Annotated in this window: 19 protein-coding genes and 1 pseudogene; 18 read left to right on the top strand and 2 right to left on the bottom strand. The window is 41.0% G+C overall.

The genetic code is table 11. From position 1 onward, the window contains the following. Positions 1-717 precede the first annotated feature (717 nt). Together C2M30_RS06980 and C2M30_RS06975 are read right to left on the bottom strand one after the other, a co-directional pair. A complete protein-coding gene (locus tag C2M30_RS06980) occupies positions 718-1107 on the bottom strand; it encodes a hypothetical protein (protein ID WP_105171138.1) in 390 nt (129 codons plus the stop codon). 100 nt (positions 1108-1207) lie between these two features. Beyond that, positions 1208-1960: a LytR/AlgR family response regulator transcription factor gene (locus C2M30_RS06975; protein WP_105171137.1), complete on the bottom strand. Its 753-nt coding sequence runs from the start codon at positions 1958-1960 to the stop codon at positions 1208-1210. 322 nt (positions 1961-2282) lie between these two features. On the opposite strand from C2M30_RS06975, the gene C2M30_RS06970 reads away from it, so the two are divergent. From C2M30_RS06970 to rpsQ (C2M30_RS06890), 18 genes and pseudogenes are all read left to right on the top strand, one after another. Continuing rightward, the gene (locus C2M30_RS06970) at positions 2283-5000 is read left to right on the top strand and encodes a TonB-dependent receptor plug domain-containing protein (protein WP_267894189.1); all 2718 of its coding nucleotides are present in this window, start codon (positions 2283-2285) and stop codon (positions 4998-5000) included. A 26-nt stretch (positions 5001-5026) separates the two neighbouring features. Further along, positions 5027-5179: a hypothetical protein gene (locus C2M30_RS22040; RefSeq protein ID WP_325050739.1), complete on the top strand. Its 153-nt coding sequence runs from the start codon at positions 5027-5029 to the stop codon at positions 5177-5179. Between the two features lie 58 nt (positions 5180-5237). After that, positions 5238-5513, top strand: coding sequence for a hypothetical protein (locus C2M30_RS06965; RefSeq protein ID WP_105171136.1), 276 nt, complete (start codon positions 5238-5240; stop codon positions 5511-5513). 235 nt (positions 5514-5748) lie between these two features. Beyond that, complete coding sequence (locus C2M30_RS06960; protein WP_100912464.1) at positions 5749-8373, top strand: TonB-dependent receptor plug domain-containing protein; 2625 nt, start codon at positions 5749-5751, stop codon at positions 8371-8373. A 298-nt stretch (positions 8374-8671) separates the two neighbouring features. Beyond that, positions 8672-11305 carry a TonB-dependent receptor plug domain-containing protein gene (locus C2M30_RS06955; protein ID WP_105171135.1) on the top strand — a complete coding sequence of 878 codons (2634 nt, stop codon included), beginning with the start codon at positions 8672-8674 and terminating at the stop codon, positions 11303-11305. Positions 11306-12040: 735 nt separating this feature from the next. Continuing rightward, positions 12041-12352 (top strand): 30S ribosomal protein S10, encoded by a 312-nt coding sequence (gene rpsJ, locus C2M30_RS06950; RefSeq protein ID WP_010561274.1) that lies wholly within the window; start codon positions 12041-12043, stop codon positions 12350-12352. 27 nt (positions 12353-12379) lie between these two features. Further along, the gene (rplC, locus tag C2M30_RS06945) at positions 12380-13015 is read left to right on the top strand and encodes a 50S ribosomal protein L3 (RefSeq protein WP_010561273.1); all 636 of its coding nucleotides are present in this window, start codon (positions 12380-12382) and stop codon (positions 13013-13015) included. A gap of 17 nt (positions 13016-13032) precedes the next feature. Then, positions 13033-13638, top strand: a complete 606-nt coding sequence (gene rplD, locus C2M30_RS06940; protein WP_010561272.1) for a 50S ribosomal protein L4 — start codon at positions 13033-13035, stop codon at positions 13636-13638. Continuing rightward, positions 13635-13937, top strand: a complete 303-nt coding sequence (gene rplW / locus C2M30_RS06935) for a 50S ribosomal protein L23 (protein WP_054979005.1) — start codon at positions 13635-13637, stop codon at positions 13935-13937. The genes rplD and rplW overlap by 4 nt, the downstream gene beginning before the upstream one ends. A gap of 17 nt (positions 13938-13954) precedes the next feature. Then, positions 13955-14779, top strand: a complete 825-nt coding sequence (rplB, locus tag C2M30_RS06930; protein WP_010561270.1) for a 50S ribosomal protein L2 — start codon at positions 13955-13957, stop codon at positions 14777-14779. A gap of 16 nt (positions 14780-14795) precedes the next feature. Beyond that, positions 14796-15074 (top strand): 30S ribosomal protein S19, encoded by a 279-nt coding sequence (gene rpsS / locus C2M30_RS06925; RefSeq protein WP_010561269.1) that lies wholly within the window; start codon positions 14796-14798, stop codon positions 15072-15074. 12 nt (positions 15075-15086) lie between these two features. Then, on the top strand, positions 15087-15419 hold the full coding sequence (gene rplV, locus C2M30_RS06920; protein ID WP_010561268.1) for a 50S ribosomal protein L22: 333 nt from the start codon (positions 15087-15089) through the stop codon (positions 15417-15419). A gap of 11 nt (positions 15420-15430) precedes the next feature. After that, on the top strand, positions 15431-16129 hold the full coding sequence (gene rpsC / locus C2M30_RS06915) for a 30S ribosomal protein S3 (protein WP_010561267.1): 699 nt from the start codon (positions 15431-15433) through the stop codon (positions 16127-16129). 13 nt (positions 16130-16142) lie between these two features. Next, positions 16143-16556 (top strand): 50S ribosomal protein L16, encoded by a 414-nt coding sequence (gene rplP, locus C2M30_RS06910; RefSeq protein ID WP_010561266.1) that lies wholly within the window; start codon positions 16143-16145, stop codon positions 16554-16556. Beyond that, positions 16556-16747, top strand: a complete 192-nt coding sequence (rpmC, locus tag C2M30_RS06905; RefSeq protein WP_010561265.1) for a 50S ribosomal protein L29 — start codon at positions 16556-16558, stop codon at positions 16745-16747. Before rplP ends, rpmC begins: the two co-directional genes overlap by 1 nt. Next, a complete protein-coding gene (rpsQ, locus tag C2M30_RS06900; RefSeq protein ID WP_010561264.1) occupies positions 16747-16989 on the top strand; it encodes a 30S ribosomal protein S17 in 243 nt (80 codons plus the stop codon). The genes rpmC and rpsQ (C2M30_RS06900) overlap by 1 nt, the downstream gene beginning before the upstream one ends. Positions 16990-17350: 361 nt before the next feature. Then, positions 17351-20227 (top strand): PKD domain-containing protein, encoded by a 2877-nt coding sequence (locus tag C2M30_RS06895; RefSeq protein ID WP_105171134.1) that lies wholly within the window; start codon positions 17351-17353, stop codon positions 20225-20227. Between the two features lie 26 nt (positions 20228-20253). Continuing rightward, positions 20254-20382: pseudogene (gene rpsQ, locus C2M30_RS06890) on the top strand (30S ribosomal protein S17); the annotation flags it as partial. Positions 20383-20417: the final 35 nt, after the last annotated feature.

Here is a 20417-nt window from a genome sequence, read left to right as displayed (position 1 = left end):
CATGCCGAACTCAGAAGTGAAACGAAACAGCGTCGATGATAGTGTGGGTTCGCCCACGTGAAAGTAGAACATCGCCAAGCTCCTAATTAAGTGAAAAGCCCGCTCAATGAGCGGGCTTTTTGCGTTTGGGCGTTTTATGAATTTATAGCGCTATAATTCATCCATGAAGCTGGGTGCCATCGCGCATCCTTGCGCTCACTTCCTCAGGCTGCGAAACTCCGTTAACTACAGGCGTCCTGCCTTCCCTCCTTCGGACCAGTAGAGCTGTTCAAAAATATTCCGGATATTTTTGTCGGTCCATCTTCACCCATGTGTCTCTTCACCGCTGTGGACACTTGAAGAACGATTATATTTCGATGAATCGTTATAAATACCTCCCTGTAGATCGGTTACATCGGTCTTCCATGACCTCACCTCATTACACTGCGAAACTTTGTTTCGGTTGTAATTCACCTAATAAAGTAAGGTCGATAAAAGTCCTCTATCCGCGAAGCTAATGGTATTTGCGCATTAAAGTACATTAGAATCGTTTGATGAGCATTTTGTGGAAGGTATACAAGTATAACTATAAATAGAGCTTAGTTAGTGAAGCGTAGTAGACCTCTTTTCAGGTACTAGCTTATTAGAAATAAAGGGTTTTCTGTTTGATAGACTGTGCCTAACTAAGAGTAATTGGTTTATCTAAAAATTAAGATTTCGTTAGGTTTGGGATTTGTATTATTCTCTTTCTATTACTTCACACTTTTTATTTAAGCAAAGCGTTTGAGGTGCTGGATTATGCTCACAGGTAGAAAATGCTTTGTTTTTTTGATTATAAGCTTGTTCAAAGGATGTAATTTCTGTTGCCAAGAATTCAATGTCTTCTTGTTTACTTGTCTTAATTGAGTAAATATCAAAGCGACTCGGGCCACCACATGCGCGTTCACCATAGGAGATTACACGGCACTGATAGCTTGCATCACACGATTTATCTTCAATAGCTTTCTGAAGTTTAGTTTCTGCATCAGTAATGGTGCTAATTTTACTCTCTGGGTTAAAGTCATTTGATTGACATCCAAAGAGCAAGCTACTTAAGGCTATGATTGGTGAAATTTTAATAAGCTTCATAGACGAGTGTTTATACAAGTTATCTTTTATTTGTTCATACTAGCACAAACAAACTATTTATATCATACAAACACTTATCACATGAATTATATCGTAGTTATTAGATGATACCTGTCATCGATGACTTATACCGTCTTGAAAGACTAAGTTGATGCCCATTGCGTAAAGTAACCTGATAATCGCCGCTGTCAGTGGGTTTGAGCTCAGCGATACACTTTTTCCTGACGATTACGCTACGATGAATGCGTATAAACCCTAAATCAGCTAGTTTGGTTTCCATAGCAGATAGTGTCTCTCTGTGAAGTGTAGGGCGCTCTTCATTCACTAAATATAGCTCGACATAGTTACCAGCGCCGCCAACCCAGACGATGTCGTTACAATCGATCAGCTTAATTCTTCCAGAGTCTTTTACTATTAGTGTTTGATCAGTCGTGTTTAATTGATTAATCAAACTTTGAATATTCTCAAAAGGGAGCTGTTTGTTGTTATTGAGTCGTGACGAAAGCTTTTTGATGCACTTATTAAATCTATTCCTATCGCATGGGAATAAAAGATAGTCAGCAAAATCATGTTCGAATGCGTAAATTGCCTCTGCTTCTGACTCTCCAAGATAAACGATCTGTGTATAGTCAGGGCATTCTTGAGCTAATGTTTCTAATGCGTCTAAATCGGGCAGCAAGTTGTGATTAATAAAAAGAACGTCAGCTTGCATTGTATTTACAATGCTGATTGCTTCAGACCAGTCAAACGCTAACGCAATTGCTTCAAAGTTTTCGTGCTCCTTTAACAATGTTTTTAATGCAGACTTATTGCTCTCTTTTTCGTCTGCTATTACAAGACTGAACTTTCTCATTACGCAAGTTTCCCTTTAACTATAAGATAAACCTATTTTGGCATTGATTTTATTATCTTGTAAGTCTTTTTGGGTAACAAGGAGTAACAAAATGTTAGTGGTTATTAAGGTGGGAAAACTTGATATGTAGGGGTTTTGTAAAATTATTTTTATTTTTGTAACTAAAATGACATTAGCATCCGCTTAAATTGATTATAGCGCCGCTTGTGTATTCGGTGTGGTAACTAAATATGCTTGTTATTATTTTGTAAACGATGTTAAAGTTAAATTGAAACAATAAAGCAACAATATAATAACATGTAATTTCCCGGGAGAATCTAATATGGCTCAATTTAAGAAGTCAGTATTAAAGGTAGCGGTATCAACAGCGCTGCTGTCAGGTGTTACTTTTTCAGCTAATGCAGCGGAAGAAGCTGCGGAAAACCAAGTCGAACGTATCGAAGTAACTGGTTCACGTATTAAGCGAACAGATATGGAAGGTGCGAACCCAGTCACGACTATAGATGCTGCGGCAATTAGTAAAATGAGTGTTAACAACGTTGGTGACTTACTGCAAAATTTAACCTCATCTGCAGGCGCCGCGGTTAATACTCAGACCAATAATGGCGGTGACTCTAGTACGCGTTTCTCATTGCGAGGTATAGGTGATGAAAGAACACTAGTGTTAATCAATGGTCGTCGTGTGGTTGCTGGCGGTAATGGCGCAAATGCTTCCGTTGACCTTAATACTATTCCAACTTCGGTAGTTAAGCGTGTAGAAGTTTTGAAAGATGGTGCTTCTGCTACTTACGGTTCTGATGCGATCGCTGGTGTGGTGAATATCATAACGCGAAATGATTATGAAGGGTTTGAACTAAAACTGAACGCGGGTCAAAGTGGCGAAGGTGATGCTGAAGCTAAAGGGGTTGATTTAACATTTGGTGCAGCGAGTGATCGCGGAAATGTCGTTGTGTCATTAGGTTATAACGACCAAGGTGACGCCTTTCAGGGAGACAGAAGTTTTTCAGAGTATGAACTTCGAGCCTATGCTGATGGTAGCACTGAGCAAGGCGGTTCATCTGCGCCACCTTGGAGTAATATGGATGGCTACGATGGTGGCAATGTAACACAAGGGCCTGAGTTTGGTGATTGGCGCCCTTATGATGGGGCGACAGATTCATATAACTATAACCCAGTGAATTATCTACAAACTCCAAGTAAACGTAAATATGTGAATGTGTTTGCAAATTACTTGCTAGGTGAGTTTGGTGTTTTAGGTGAAGTAAACTCATTTGCTGAGATGAGTTATGTACAAACGGTCGGTAAACGCTTAATTGCACCTGAGCCATTAGCACCACTTATTTTCTTCGGTACTGCAGCACCGTATTCGCCAGACAACTATTACAACGTAAAATATGGTCCGAAAGATCCAGACGGTAATTCATTCCAGATAGATGATTGGCGTCGCCGTATGCTAGAAACGGGCGGTCGTAAAAATGAACGAGATTACAAGACATTTAGAACTGTAGTAGGTTTTAATGGTGTATTTGAAAATGGCTGGGATTGGGAGATCTCGTATAACTTCGGTCAAAGTGACGCAACAGAGCGTGCTGAAGGCTATTTCAACCTAGCTCGAGTAGGTGATGCTGCCGGTCCAACAGGTTGGTTAGATGCAAACGGGTCACTTATTACCGATGCTGACGGTAACGCAATTGTAGATGCTGCGAATGGCGCTCAGCTTGTATGTTTGAATGCTGAAGGGGCTGTAATTGATGGGTGTGTACCACTTAACATATTTGGCCAACCTGGTACTGATACTGCAATTACTCCTGAAATGTTACAGTATATTTCGGGAGACTATAACACAACAGAGTTAGGTCAAAACCGTCAAGAGACTCTTTCTGCTATTGTTTCTGGTGACTTATTTGATTTACCAGCGGGCCCTGTAGGGTTTGCAGCGGGATATGAATACCGTAAAGAATCAGGATATTACAAGCCTGACTCGCTAATCCTTCAAGGTACAACTACAGCTGGTAACGCAGTAAGTACGGAAGGTGGATATGATGTACAAGAAGTGTTTGGTGAAGCGATTGTGCCAATTTTGGACGACGCACCATTTGCTCACATGCTCGAGTTGAGTGCAGCATTCCGTTATTCGGATTATAGTTCTTTTGGTGACAATACATCGGGTAAAATTGGTCTTAAATGGATGCCTACAGATGCGTTGTTACTTCGTTCAACTGTTTCAACTGCATTTCGAGCACCAACAATTGATGACTTAGTAGGCGGCGCAGCTATAGGCTTCCCAGAGGCTGCAGATCCATGTGATGCGAACACGTATGGGTCAGATGCAGCATATGAAGCAGTTAAGAACTCACCGAATTTTGCAAATTGTATTGCAACAGGTGTTCCAGCGAATGGATATGATTCAGATGGCGTTGAGCAAATTCCATCAAACACCGGTGGTGCAGAAAACTGGGGCGGTTCGATTGAGTTAGAGCCTGAAGAAGCTGATGTTTTAACTGTGGGTATGGTGTACACACCGGACTTTATTGAAAATCTATCTTTCAGTGTCGATTACTGGGAAATTCAACTTGATAATGCGCTATCTACAGTAGGTACTCAAAGTACTTTAACAGGATGTTTCGAGCGAGGTGAATACTGTGACCGTATTACTCGATTTGGCGCAGACAGTGCTGCATATGGCGGTATTATTACGGTAGATGATTATGCGGTAAACGTAGGTGGTATCGATACTGCAGGTATTGACTTTGATATTCGCTATACTTTTGATTCGAACTTTGGTGAATGGCGCCTGTCTCTAGATGGTACTTACTTACTTGAATATGATAAGCACTTAGCATCTGAAACAATTGATCATGTTGGCCGCTTTGAAGTAAATCATGATGGTCACTTTGCAGAGTTAAAAACTACTTTACAGTGGGTTGGTCAAAAGATGATTGGGATGCAACACTTACCACGCGTTACATTGATGGCGTTACTGAAACAGAAAATGGTTGGTGGACAGACCCGTTTGATCGCAGTGTTGAATCAAATGTAGTCGTTGACTTACAGGGTAGCTATTTAGTGACAGATCACTTAACAGTTACTGCTGGTATTGATAACTTATTTGATGAAGAACCGCCATTCGTATTCTCAGCATTCGGTGCAAATACTGACGTAGCAACTTACGACATTATTGGCCGTTATATGTACTTACGTGCTGTTGTTAACTTTTAACGGACTATAACCCTGGTAGGGGTGTTTATTCACCCCTTTTTTATTTAAGGACAATAAAATGTATAAATCTCTAATAATTTTGAGTGTTTCACTGTTATTTATAGTTGGTTGTGAATCGTCACAAGATATGTTTAAGCGAGATCAACTTGCTAGTGTACAGAAAAAAGAAGCTGATACCGACGTTAATGGAGTGAGATGTGAAATGATGTCTCGTACAGGTAGCAATCGAAAAACTAAAGTGTGTCGTACAATTGAGCAAATTAAGCGTGATGAAGAAGTGGCACAAAATACACTCAAGCGTATGAATAAACCTGAAATTACGCGTGGACAGTAAATGCTAAGGAGCTTCACTTAGCAAGAGCAGCCCCAACTTTCTCTAAATACCGAACACTATAAAGTAAATGTTTGTATCTGTTTGTTTCCGGCTTATGGCTTTTTAACTAACCTTGAGCCGTTTACCACTCACTTCATTCCTTTTAAGTAATATAAATAGCAATAGTCTTCCAATGTAATTAGGTTGCAATTTGCGTTTGACTAAGTCGCGCAATTTTTCCAGGGAGATTATCATAATGAATACATTTAAAAAGTCAGCGCTAAAAATAGCAATGACATCCGCGTTGTTAACAGGGGTTAACTTAAACGCAAATGCAGCTGAAGAACGTTCAGCTGAAGACGTAGAACGTATTGAAATTACAGGTTCACGTATAAAACGTTCAGACCTTGAAACAGCTACACCAGTTACAGTAATTTCAGCAGAATCTATTAAAGAACAAGGTTTTGACAGTGTAGCCGATGTTTTACGAAATACATCATTTAACACTTTGGGTTCTTACCGTGAACAATCGGGTAGCAGTTTTGGCGGTGCCGCGCTAGTCAATCTTAGAGGTTTAGGTGAAGATCGCACTGCAGTTCTAATAAATGGTCGCCGTGTGCCGGGCAATGCCTTCACTGGTAGTTCGGCGGTGGATATCAACACAATCCCAATGTCTGCAGTTGAAAGTATTCAAATCCTTACAGATAGTGCATCCGCTGTTTATGGTGCGGATGCGATTGGTGGTGTTATTAACATCATTATGAAGAAAAACTTCGATGGCACAGTTGTTGAGTACAACAGTGATATTCCTAGTCAAGACGGTGGTGATAGAGAGTCTTTCAAGATCACTACAGGTACTTCAAGTGATGTTTCAAGCGTTCTTTTCTCGTTTGAGTATTCAAAGAAAGATCACATCGCAGATAAAGATCGTGACTATACAGGTTTTGTGCAAACAGGTACTGGTATCCCGCGTGATGCAATCGATATTACTGGCGCGAATGCTGGCGGTAATACCGGCTTTGATTTAGATTTTACAGAAGGTTTCGCTGTTGGTCCTTGTAATGATGATACCTCGTTACTTGTTCGCGACCCTTTCGGTTACTCTGGTGAAGGTTGTGGCTACATCTTTAGTGAAGTGTCGTATAACACAATGGATGTTGAGCGCTTTTCTACGTTTGTTGATGCTAGAAGAGATCTTGGTGATGATCATCAGATCTATTTTGAGAGTCGAATTTCTAAAGTTGAGTCATATGGTCGTTTTGCACCAGCCATTGGTGGGTTTGCGGTTTCGGCAGACGCGCCTATTAATCCAGTAGGTGAAAACTTTATTCTTTATCACCGATTTAAAGGTCACGGAACTCGAAACGATAGTATTGATGCGACTGAAATTGATGCAGTACTTGGCTTTAATGGTGTAATAGGGTCAACTGATATTGAATATGATGTTAGTTTCCGTAAATACCGATATGATGCGAATAGCCGAGGCGAAAATTACATTCTAAAATCTAACATAGAAGCGTTAGTGGCTAGCGGGGCATATAATTACTTAGACCCATATTCTGAAGATTCTGAGCACAAAGCTGCGATAGCAAATAGTAACGCTACGCTCTCTCGTGACCTAGGCAATGAAACATCTTCATTCCAAGTTGTGTTGAATGGTTCAACGGATATTGAACTTGGACTAGGTGGCGACGGACTTCAATGGTCTGCTGGTGCAGAATATGTAAGTGAAGATTATAAAGATATTTATGATGCATATCGTGAAGCACGCAATGTATTAGGTTCATCAGGTAACAGCGCGGCTGGCGAGCGTAAACGTTCCGCAGTATTTGGCGAACTTTATGTACCGATTATTGAAGGTTTAGATATCAATATGGCGGTGCGTTATGATGACTACGATGATTTTGGCTCAGAAGTCTCACCATCAATTTCAGCATCTTATGTTGCGACTGACTGGCTTAAATTACGAGCTTCATATGGTCAAGGTTTTAAAGCACCAAACCTAACGGACTTATATGCGCAACCACAGCAGAGTTTTGATGGTATTGTCGATACGACTCGTTGTCGTGCACAAGGTATTGCAGATAAAGATTGCCCTGCAGGTCAGCAAGAGACATATTCAGCGGGCAACCCAGACTTGAAAGCTGAAACTTCAGAATCATATAACTTTGGTATCATTTTAGAACCGGTAGATAATTTCTTAATTACAGCGGATTACTATAGTGTTGAGCTTGAAGATGTTGTTACTCAAATTGAATTTAAAGATGTATTTGAGCTTGAGCAAGCGAACAATCTTCCCGCAGGTGTAATTGTTAATCGTGCTCCTTCGCAAAATGGTATACCAGGAGCGATAACGCGATGCGCAGTTAAAAAATACCCAGACTGTGGCCTAATTAATCCTGTTGCTAACCTTGCATCACGAACTGTTGAAGGTGTTGATTTAAAGATCCAGTATTTGCATGAAACTAGCTTTGGTGATTTTAGGCCTGAACTACAATGGTCTCATATTGCAACTTATGAAGAAGAAATCTTAGGTGTATTATTTGATCAACCAGGTACACAAGGTTATCCAGCGAATCGAGCTAATTTTAATTTCTTATATGAAATTGGTGACTTACGCGTGAACTATATGTATCAGTGGATTGCTGAAACAGATTCGGACACAGGCGGTAAGTTTGAAGCTTGGGATACTCATTCAATTAATGCGATTTATTCTGCGATGGATGGGTTAGACCTTGCTTTTGGTGTACGTAACTTAACAGACGAAGATCCGGCAATTGATACTGTTGGTGGTTGGGTGCAGGATTCCGCAGCAACTTCACGAGATTTGTATTCACTAGATGGACGAGTATTTACACTCGGCGTTAAATATTCATTTTAATTAGTAGTTTAGTAACTCAAAGCCAGCGACATTGTCGTTGGCTTTTTTATGCCTTAAATTAAGGGATTATTTTACTATTTCAAATATTACTGGTGTGATTCTTTAAATATAGATAAACAGAAAGTTAATACATGTGTCTTTTTATGTCAGATTTATAGTTTTTGAATTCAAGTCTCGCCGCTTGTCCTTAAATTGGATCCTCTTGAATAATACAAATGGAAATGCCTTCTTAATGTAATTAGGTTGAGCTTTGCGTTTGACTAGTTCAACGCAATATTATTCCAGGGAGATAAAATAAATGAAAAAATTCAATAAGTCAGTGTTAAAGGTTGCGATTACCTCAGCATTGCTATCATCTATCAACTTTTCAGTAAATGCGGCAGAAGAAAATGCTTCGTCAGAAGAAGTAGAACGCATTGAAGTAACAGGTTCACGTATACAAAGAACAGATATGGAATCGGCACTTCCTGTTACAACGCTTACATCAGCAGATATTTCGGCAACAGGTTTAACAGATTTATCAGCAGTTATTGCTCAAATGCCGTACAACACACAAGGTAGCTTTGTAAGTGCGGGCGGTAGTTCTGCGCAAAACCACTCAAGTTCAGGTATGCGTGGTTTAGGTTCAGAAAGAACATTAACACTTATCAATGGTCGCCGTATTGCCCCTTCTGCAACGTTTGGTGGTACAAGTACTAACTTAAACTTTGTGCCAATTGAAGCAGTTGAGCGTATCGATATCCTTCGTGATGGTGCATCGGCTATTTATGGTTCAGATGCAATTGGTGGTGTAATCAATATTATTCTGAAAAAAGACTTTGAAGGGTTATTAGTTAAAGGTTCATTTGCAAACCCAACACGTGGTCAACGTGATGAAGCAGGCGTTTCACTTACATTCGGTTCTCAAGGTGAGCGAGCTCGCTCAACAGTTGTAATGGAGCATAAGCAGTGGGAAGGTCTAGCTGGTGGCGGCAGTGGCCGACCTCAACTAGAAGCTGACTGGGAAACTGGTTACAACCGCAGTTCACTTTATTCTCCATACGGAACTTATCGTCCAGTTGATGCGGAAGGTAATGCTATTGGTGACCGTGTGCCAGGCCCTAACTGTCCAGCAGATAAGGTTGTTGTAAATAGTCCTACAGATTCACGCTGTGGTTTCAATTACTTAGATGGTAAAGACTTTTTACCAGATCGTAAGAAAGACTCTATATTTGGCCACCTAGGATATGACATTACAGATAACCTAGTATGGGATTCTCAAGTAATGGTACTTTTTGATAGCTCTGAAACGGCTTCGACAAGTATTAATACAGGATTTGGTACAGCTAACTTCTACATGGAAGCTGATAATCCAAATAACCCAACTTTTGGTACAGCAAACCCTCAGCGTATCCAATACTGGAGCCGTATGAATGGTGCTGCTGATCGTGAAACAACGTTTGATAGTAATGTTTTAGATTTTTCAACATCACTAACGTACAACACTGATATGGGTTCACTTAAAGTTGACCTTCAACACAGTACGCAAAAAGTGAATATCAAAACTGAGCACTACGTTTTCGAAGATAGATTTAGAGAAGCGGTAGCCGATGGGCGTTGGAATCCGTTCGTTCTTGGTGGTAATGCATCGGCAGAAGATATGGCTCTTTTCCAGCATACTTTTACGCGTGAAGCGGAAACTGTATCAAAAGCGGCATTAATCAGTTGGGCATCTGATACAAACCTAGAACTTGGTGGTGGTACACTTGCATACTCTATTGGTGCAGAGTATCGAGATGACACGTATGTAGATCAAATGGACCGCCAGACTGCAAATGGTGAAGTGCTAGGTGCATTTGGTGGTGACAGTGCTGGTGAGCGCAGTTATAAAGCGGCGTTTGCTGAAGTTGATTTACCTGTTTTAGAAAGCCTAACACTAAAAGTCGCAACACGTTATGACCAGTATAGTGTGCCGGACAAAGGTAAACTTTCGTCAGCAATTAATGCGCGTTATCAAGCGCTTGATAGCCTAGTGCTTCGCGCGTCATATGGTCAAGGTTTCCGTGCTCCTAGTTTAGATGACTTGCTAGGTGATGAAGCATTAAGCTTTAACCGTGTAATTGATACAACTAGTTGTCAAGCATTGCCGCCGGCGGACCGTGAAGGTGCTGATGTGTGTGAACCGCAACAAATTGAGCGCCGAAGTGCTGGTAATGAAGGTCTAAATCCTGAGGAATCTGATCAGTACTCATTAGGTTTAGTTTGGGATATCGTTGATGGTACATCAATGACTGTCGATTACTACAATATTGAAATCAATGAGCAAGTACAGTTTCTTAGCGCACAATCAGTAGTTGACTTAGAAGCGGCTGGTTTACTAAGTAACTTTGATCCTAATCGTATTAACATTACACGTGATGCAGATGGTACGCTAACAAATGTAAATACAAGCTCTATTAACATGGCTGGTATTACAACAAGCGGTATTGACTTAAGTGTGAAAAGCCGTTTTGACTTAGGTAATTACGGTGAGCTTCGCTACAGCTTTGAAGGCTCATATACGCTAGAGTATGAAACGCAAGATACACCGACATCTCCTCGTTTTGATGAAGTCGGTTATCAAGATACCCCGGAGTATCGTTTCAACACAGGTTTTGGTTATAGCATCGGTGATTTTGACGCAAACCTTACATATCGTTATACAGCTGCGTTTAAAGGCCAAACACCAGAAGATGAGTTAGCTAACATTCCGCGTCAAGACTTCTCAAGCTGGAATACAATTGACTTGTCTGCATCTTACACAACAGATCAGTATGGCAAGCTTACAGTTGGTGCTCGTAACCTAACTGATAATATTGCGGACTTAAATGATGAGTTACGTGATGGTTTCAATGATGCTTTCCATGACATCATTGGTCGTGTTGTATATGCAAACTACTCGATTGCCTTCTAATAAAACTTAGCATGATATTTGAATAGGAGCCCTAGGCTCCTATTTTTTTTGTTGTAGCTGATGAGTAATTAGGCTTTTGTCCCAAGCTAAAGTCCTTGATAGAAAATGCCAGAACAAATCGTTTTGTAGCTATTCGTTACAAATGAGCAACCTTATCTCGGTGAAAGATAAGAATCTTTATTTCAAATTGTAATAGCTTCGCCGTTTGTCACCAAATTTGTTCGTATTATCACTTTAGCCTAGAGAATAGGGCGCTCAGTCAGTAGTCTAGGCTCATCGCATTGATATTTAACATTGCGATTTTCTTTGGACCAAATGGGGGATTTATCCACCCCCCATTTTATTTTACTCACAAAGACTCTTGAGTGTTAGGATTCCAGATATTCAGAATGTCTGCTAAACCCTAAACCCTAAACCCTAAACCCTAAACCCTAAACCCTAAACCCTAAACCCTAAACCCTAAACCCTAAACCCTAAACCCTAAACCCTGCCTCAAAAAAACTGTTGCATTTATCATCAATATCACTATAATACGCAAACTTTCAAAATTGTGAGTCCGCTTACAAGCTTTGAAAGTTAAAGATAGAGGCTTGGATTTCAAGCCCATGAACAGGAACTCCGATTTGGAGTTCAAAGGTAAGATATAAGAAGATTGTCGCTTTCCAATTTTTTTGGATGAGTTGACGGTTTTTTTATGCTCTTTTTAAAATGCTCTTTTTATTGAGGTTTAATTGAATGTCTAATCAACGCATTCGTATTCGCCTAAAAGCTTTTGACCATCGTTTGATTGACCAATCAACTTTGGAAATCGTGGAAACTGCTAAGCGCACTGGTGCTCAGGTTCGTGGTCCAATCCCACTTCCTACACGCAAAGAGCGTTTCACTGTACTTGTTTCTCCGCACGTTAACAAAGACGCGCGTGATCAGTACGAAATCCGCACCCACAAACGTCTGATCGACATCGTAGAGCCAACTGACAAGACTGTAGACGCACTAATGCGTTTAGACCTTGCTGCTGGTGTTGATGTTCAAATCAGCCTGGGTTAATCGGAAGATTAGAGAGGTTTTAGGAAAATGGCATTAGGTCTAATCGGTCGTAAAGTGGGCATGACTCGTATCTTCACTGAAGATGGCGTTTCAATCCCAGTAACCGTTATCGAAGCGACGCCAAACCGTGTAACTCAGGTTAAATCTGAAGCTACTGACGGTTATAACGCGCTTCAAGTGACTGCAGGCGAGAAGAAAGCTAGCCGTGTAAACAAACCAGAAGCGGGTCACTTCGCTAAAGCTGGTGTTGAGGCTGGTCGTGGTCTGTGGGAATTCCGTCTATCTGGCGACGAGGGTGACTTCGAAGTTGGTAACGAAATTACTGTTGAAGTATTCAACGACGTTAAGAAAGTTGACGTAACTGGTACTTCTAAAGGTAAAGGCTTCCAAGGTGGTGTTAAGCGCTGGAACTTCAGCATGCAAGACGCTACTCACGGTAACTCATTATCTCACCGTGCTCCGGGTTCAATTGGTCAAAACCAATCACCTGGTAAAGTATTTAAAGGTAAGAAAATGGCCGGTCACATGGGTGCTGAGCGTGTAACGACTCAAAACCTAGAAGTTGTTCGTGTTGACGCAGAACGTGGTCTATTACTTGTTAAAGGTGCAGTACCTGGCGCAGTAAATGGCGACGTAATCGTTAAACCAGCTGTTAAAGCTTAAGTCCTGGAGATTTAGTGATGGAATTAACGTTAAAAGACGCATCAGGCGCTCTTGAGGTTTCCGAAGCTACTTTTGGTCGTGAGTTTAACGAAGCATTAGTACACCAAGTAGTTGTTGCTTACGCAGCAGGTGCTCGTCAAGGTACTAAAGCTCAGAAGACACGTTCTGAAGTAAGTGGTGGCGGTAAGAAACCATTTCGTCAAAAAGGTACTGGCCGTGCACGTGCTGGTACAATCCGCAGCCCAATCTGGCGCAGCGGTGGTGTGAGCTTTGCAGCTAAGCCGCAAGATCACAGCCAAAAAGTTAACCGTAAGATGTATCGCGGTGCGATTCAAAGCATCCTATCTGAACTAGTTCGTCAAGAGCGTTTAGTAGTTGTTGAAAACTTTGGTCTAGAAGCACCAAAGACTAAAGAACTAGTAAGCAAGCTTAAAGAGCTAGAGCTTAAAGATGTTCTAATCGTAACTGAAGAAGTTGATGAGAACCTATTCTTATCTGCACGTAACCTATATAAAGTAGACGTACGTGACGTTGCGGGCATTGACCCAGTAAGCTTAATTGCTTTCGATAAGGTTCTTATTACAGCTGCAGCTGTTAAGCAACTTGAGGAGGCATTAGCATGATCTCTGAAGAACGTTTATTAAAAGTTCTACGTGCTCCGCACATCTCTGAGAAAAGTACTATCAATGCTGAAACTAGCAACACTATTGTGTTCAAAGTAGCTAAAGATGCAACTAAAGCTGAAATTAAAGCAGCTGTAGAAAAACTTTTCGAAGTTGAAGTAACGGGTGTTCGTTCGCTTGTTGTTAAGGGTAAGAAAAAGCGCACTGGTATGCGTTTCGGTCAGCGTTCTGATTGGAAAAAAGCTTACGTTACTCTTAAAGAAGGCAGCGAATTAGACTTTGTCGGCGGCGCCGAGTAATTTAAGGAGTTAGAATTATGGCACTTCAAAAGTGTAAACCAACTTCTGCGGGTCGTCGTCACGTCGTTAAAGTGGTTAACCCTGATCTACACAAGGGTAAGCCATACGCTCCGCTACTAGAGAAAAACTCTAAATCAGGTGGTCGTAACAACAACGGTCGTATCACGGTTCGTCACATTGGTGGTGGTCATAAGCATCATTACCGTGTAATCGATTTCAAACGCACTAAAGACGGTATTCCGGCTAAAGTTGAGCGTTTAGAATACGATCCAAACCGTAGCGCAAACATCGCTCTTGTATTATATGCAGACGGTGAGCGTCGTTACATCATCGCACCTAAAGGCCTTAAAGCTGGTGATTCAATCCAATCTGGTGTTGATGCACCGATCAAGGTTGGTAACACATTGCCAATGCGTAACATGCCTGTAGGTTCTACTGTTCACAACGTTGAGCTTAAGCCTGGTAAAGGTGCTCAAATCGCTCGTTCAGCGGGTGCATACGTTCAGATCCTTGCTCGTGAAGGTCAGTACGTAACACTTCGTCTACGTTCAGGCGAGATGCGTAAAGTTGAAGCGGATTGTCGCGCAACTTTAGGTGAAGTAGGTAACGCAGAACACATGCTTCGTTCACTAGGTAAAGCTGGTGCTAACCGTTGGCGTGGTGTTCGTCCTACAGTTCGTGGTGTTGCCATGAACCCAGTAGACCACCCACACGGTGGTGGTGAAGGTCGTACTTCTGGTGGTCGTCATCCTGTGTCTCCATGGGGTAAGCCTACCAAAGGTGCTAAGACACGTAAGAACAAGCGTACTGATAAATTTATCGTACGTCGTCGTACTAAGTAATAGTTGAGGAATTGCCATGCCACGTTCTCTCAAGAAGGGTCCTTTTATTGACCTACACTTGCTGAAGAAGGTAGAGAAGGCGTTGGAAAGCGGTGACAAGAAGCCTATAAAGACTTGGAGCCGTCGTTCAATGATCATCCCTAATATGATCGGATTGACCATCGCTGTCCATAATGGTCGTCAGCACGTCCCTGTATTTGTTTCGGACGAAATGATCGGTCACAAACTAGGTGAATTTGCACCTACACGTACTTATCGCGGCCATGCTGCTGATAAGAAAGCTAAAAAGCGTTAATAGGGGAATATGATGGAAGCATTAGCTAAACACAAATTCGCCTCTGGTTCAGCGCAAAAAGCACGTTTAGTTGCAGATCAAGTCCGTGGACTACCTGTTGATCGCGCGCTAGAAATACTGGCGTACAGCCCGAAATCAGCGGCTGTTTTAGTTAAGAAAGTACTAGAGTCTGCTATTGCGAATGCAGAGCATAACGAAGGTGCTGACATTGATGAGCTTAAAGTGGCGAAAGTTTTTGTAGACGAAGGTCCTACAATGAAACGTATTCGTCCACGTGCTAAAGGTCGTGCGGATCGCATCCTTAAGCGTACTAGCCACATCACTGTTGTGGTTTCAGATAACTAGGAGATTAACTAATGGGACAAAAAGTACACCCTACTGGTATTCGCCTAGGTATCTCAAAACCTTGGGTATCTACTTGGTACGCGAATACAAAAGACTACTCTGAGACGCTATTTGGCGATCACAAAGTTCGTACTTTCCTTACAAAGGAATTAAAAGCGGCTTCTGTGTCTAAAATCGTTATCGAACGTCCAGCGAAATCAATCCGTGTAACAATCCACACAGCTCGTCCTGGTGTTGTTATCGGTAAAAAAGGCGAAGACGTTGAGAAGCTACGTCAAGCAGTGACTAAACTTGCAGGTGTTCCGGCTCAGATCAATATTTCTGAAGTTCGTAAGCCAGAGTTAGACGCACAGCTTGTAGCTGACAGCATCTCTTCACAGCTTGAGCGCCGTGTAATGTTCCGTCGTGCTATGAAGCGCGCGGTACAAAACGCAATGCGTCTAGGCGCTAAAGGTATTAAGGTTGAAGTTAGCGGTCGTTTAGGCGGCGCTGAAATCGCACGTTCTGAGTGGTACCGTGAAGGTCGTGTACCTCTACACACTCTACGTGCTGATATCGATTACGCAACTTCAGAAGCTTTAACTACTTACGGCATCATCGGTGTTAAAGTTTGGATCTTCAAAGGCGAAGTTATCGGTGGTCTTCCACTGAAACAAGAAGCTGAGAAGCCAGCTAAGCGTGCACCGAAAAAAGCTCGTAAAGCTAAGTAAGGGGTAGCGATCAATGTTACAGCCAAAACGTACAAAATTCCGTAAAATGCACAAAGGCCGCAACCGCGGTTTAGCGCAAAACGGTAACAAAGTTAGCTTCGGCTCATTCGGCCTTAAAGCGACTGGCCGTGGCCGTATGACTGCTCGTCAAATCGAAGCAGCTCGTCGTGCTATGACTCGTCACATCAAGCGTCAAGGTAAAATCTGGATCCGTGTGTTCCCAGATAAGCCAATTACAAACAAACCGCTTGAAGTTCGTATGGGTAAAGGTAAAGGTAGCGTAGAATACTGGGTTGCTGAAATTCAGCCTGGTAAAGTACTTTACGAAATGGAAGGTGTTTCTGAAGAGCTTGCTCGTGAAGCATTTGACCTTGCAGCTCGTAAACTACCATTCAAGACAACATTCGTAACTCGGACGGTAATGTAATGAAAGCTAGCGAATTAAAAGACAAGAGCGTAGAAGAGCTAAACACTGAACTTCTAGAGCTTCTTCGTGAGCAGTTTAACCTGCGCATGCAAGCGAGCACTGGTCAGCTAGCTCAGTCTCATTTACTACGTAAAGTACGTCGCGATATCGCGCGTGTTAAAACGGTTATCAACCAGAAGGCAGGTGCATAATGAGCGATAAAATCCGTACTCTACAAGGTCGCGTAGTTAGTGACAAGATGGACAAGTCTATCGTTGTTGCTATTGAACGTCAGGTGAAGCACCCAATCTATGGTAAATTCATCAAGCGTACTACTAAGCTACACGCACACGATGAGAACAACACTGCTAAAGTAGGCAACACAGTTACTATTCGTGAATGTGCTCCTATTTCTAAGAACAAATCTTGGACTTTAGTAGACGTTATTGCTTAATTTTTATTAATTAAGCAAACGCTAAAAACCCCGGCCTTGGTCGGGGTTTTTTACGTTTGGAATAAAGCAAATTAAGTTGTAGGCGAAGCGCCGTCACATGATTAAATTATGAGTTTGAATAGTTAGTGAATAATGGATGAGAAAATACTTATAGCTTAAATCATCATTGCAGATTTCTATTTTGACTAATTTCGACCGTCTGTTGCATCACTACTGTTTTTATATTCATCGATTTATTTTATTAGGAAAGTTAAAGGATTGTTTTTTCTGTTTACATAAATCCTTAATGCATTACTTTTTTTTTTGTTATATTTCGCGCTGTTACAGATGCTTAAATAGATATAACAATAAGGAAATGTTAATGAAGTTTGATATTGGTAAGCTTTCGGCTGTCTTGTGTATGATTTTAATTACAGCTTGTGGAGGGGGAGGGGAGGCCAATACGAATACCAAAACTTCCAGTAACCACGTCCAGAATGTATTGCCTGTAGTTGATGCTGGGCAGGATATATTTGCTTTTGAAAATGAGCAAGTAACGTTATCAGCTTCAGCTTCAGATTCAGATGGTAATATTAGTTCTGTTGCATGGCGTCAAATTGAGGGTGACCCAGTTGATTTGTCAAGTGCTTCTGAATTAGTTACAACTTTTACTTCCCCTGAAGTAGATACACCTAAAGATTTGATATTTGAGATAGTCGTTAAAGATGATCAAGGCGCAACTGCTCGAGACTCTATTACGGTCACAGTCGAAGAGAAACTAAACCAAGCCCCAGTAATTAATTTAGTCGATCGAATAGATGTAATTTCAGGTTCTATAGTAAATTTAAACGCCTCGATAAATGATCTTGATGGGGATATCTCTAACGTTTTATGGACTCAAATAGCAGGGAGTACAGTAGTAATATCTAATGCTGATACCCCAGAAGCAAGTTTTATTGCACCACAGGTTACAGAAGCCATCGAGCTAAAATTTGAACTTACCGTAACAGATGATGATGCGGCAACCACAAAAGACAATATTACTGTGCTCGTAAATAAAGAGAACTCATTACCAATTGTTTCTGCTGGAGAGGACATTATCGCGAACCCTGGAGGTAAAGTAAATTTGTTAGGGGTTGCAAGTGATATTGATGGCCAAATAGATACAGTAATATGGAAACAACTAGAGGGAAAGGAAGTGGATTTAGTTGATTACAACACACTTACCCCAAGTTTTGACATACCAGAGGTGGCACTCGGTAGCTATTTTACCTTTCAGGTTGAAGTGACTGATAACCGAGGTGGCCAAGCTGTTGACTCTATAAAAGTAACGGTGCAAAAAATTACTCCTACTACCCCCGAGCTTGTTGTAACTCGTTTAGGATATCCAGGTAGAATAAAATTAAATGTTAAAGGCGATAATCAGATAGACTCAGGAGCTAAATACAACCTCTTCTACGCTAAACAAGCAGGTGTGAGACCGGATAACTATTCCAGTCTAGCAGGCGGAAAGGTGATAAGAGATATCTCGCTACCTTATGAAATCCCAAGTTCATGGAATGAGTACCAAAATACATTTTTTGTTTTGGAAAAAGAATTATTAAATACTACATTGTTGAGTAATGAAGTAAACACAAGCCATAGGTTAGGGGTTAGTAACTGGAATAGAGCGTGTGTAGTTGAGGCTAGTACAGTTATCTGCTGGGGACGGTATGATAATCAGGAAAGAGACATAGAAGCCGCTAAGGACCCTATAATTCTTTCTAATCCATCACAACTAGCGGTTGGTTCGGTTGATACTTGCGTAATTGATTCCAATGAGTTGAAGTGCTGGGGTGATGATTTAGCTAATAATATTCCTGAGTTAGTAAACCCATTTTTTATAAATATAGAAGGAAGCACAGCTTGTGCGATAGATAACTCTGGACATAGATGTTGGGGGGAACTTTCAGAGGTTCATAATGGTATTTCTTTAAAAAACCCCAAAGAAATAGTTATTAATGATTACTCTCAGAATTGTGCATTAGATGATACCGGTGTTGTATGTTGGAACAATAGTGGTCAGTTATTTACAGAGCTGCCTAAGGTTAAAAATCCTCATTCCCTTGATATTAGTAATTCAAGAGCGTGCTTGCTCGATAATAATAAACTTGTTTGCTGGGGGGGGATTGAAGGTATTCAAGAAACCGAAGGATTTGAAAACCCCTCTCAAGTTGTCGTAACAAACTTACCGCCTTGCGTTCTAGATGATAACGGTGTTAATTGTTTAGATGATGATCCTTTAAGCCCAGTTCAGCCTCCAGAGTTAAATAATCCAAGAAGTCTCTTTGGTGATGATCAGTATTATTGCTCGGCAGATACTGAAGGGCTTCAATGTTGGGGCTATCCTGAGGCGGTTTCAAATAATATGCCAAATAGTAGTGATTTAGTTGAAATGGACCTAGATCAATCTGAGAAACTAGAATGCTACGTATCAACTTCTGGGTTAACTTGTTATCACTATGGAAAACAGATTAATTTAGGTAAAAATTTTGTGGCAAGTGATATTGATGTAGAGAGGAATACTATCTGTGTCATAGAAGGTGGTTTAATTAGCTGCTTTGATGTTGTATATGGAAAAGAAATCATGGAAGTAAAGGAGATTGCTTTTGATGAAACTATGGGCAGTGCAAAAGAAATATACTTAGACATGTTTGGCTCCGGGGGCTGCACTCTTTTTGAACTTGGAACAAGCTGTGTGGGACTTTTAGGGTACTCAAGTTATCAAGTTGAAACTATAAAAAGTATTGCAATGAATAGCTATACTGGTTGTGTACTAACCGACAATGGTCATACATCATGTGGGACGGATAAAGGAAATGGCGAGGCAAAAAGTTTCTATAATTCAAATGCAGTTGGCATCGCAAACTCACAAGCTTTACTTTGTCATGCGCTGCCAAACTCAGCCCTTTGCTTAGATCTAAGGTATGATAATGAATTTAATATTGAATTAGCCAAGAATGTGAAGCAAATTGAAGGGTATGATGGAGAACATGGCGGTTATATGGAATTAATTTGTGCTCTAGATGATAATGGCGTCAGCTGTTGGCAAGCAGGAGAATACGCTTCAAGCCCTTTAAAGTATTACCCTTCGATGACATTATTTAATCCAAGTCGTTTATCAAAGAATGTACCTTGTGCAGTAGACGATTATGGTTTAGCTTGTTGGGGGATTTCTCCGTATTATGGCTATGGACAGAGAAGTAATCCTCGATATTAGTGTTGGGAAGTATCTGGGCTATACACTTTTATTTTAATATGACTAAATTACATGTTGAGAAGATTACTTCTAAAGGTGGCAACACAGTTACTATTCGTGAATGTGCTCCTATCTCTAAGAACAAATCTTGGACTTTAGTAGACGTTATTGCTTAATTCTTATTAATTAAGTAAACGCTAAAAACCCCGGC

Source organism: Pseudoalteromonas sp. T1lg24 (assembly GCF_002964745.1).
In the GTDB taxonomy this organism is placed as follows: Bacteria; Pseudomonadota; Gammaproteobacteria; order Enterobacterales; family Alteromonadaceae; genus Pseudoalteromonas; species Pseudoalteromonas spongiae.
This window is presented reverse-complemented; position numbering and strand designations above follow the sequence as displayed.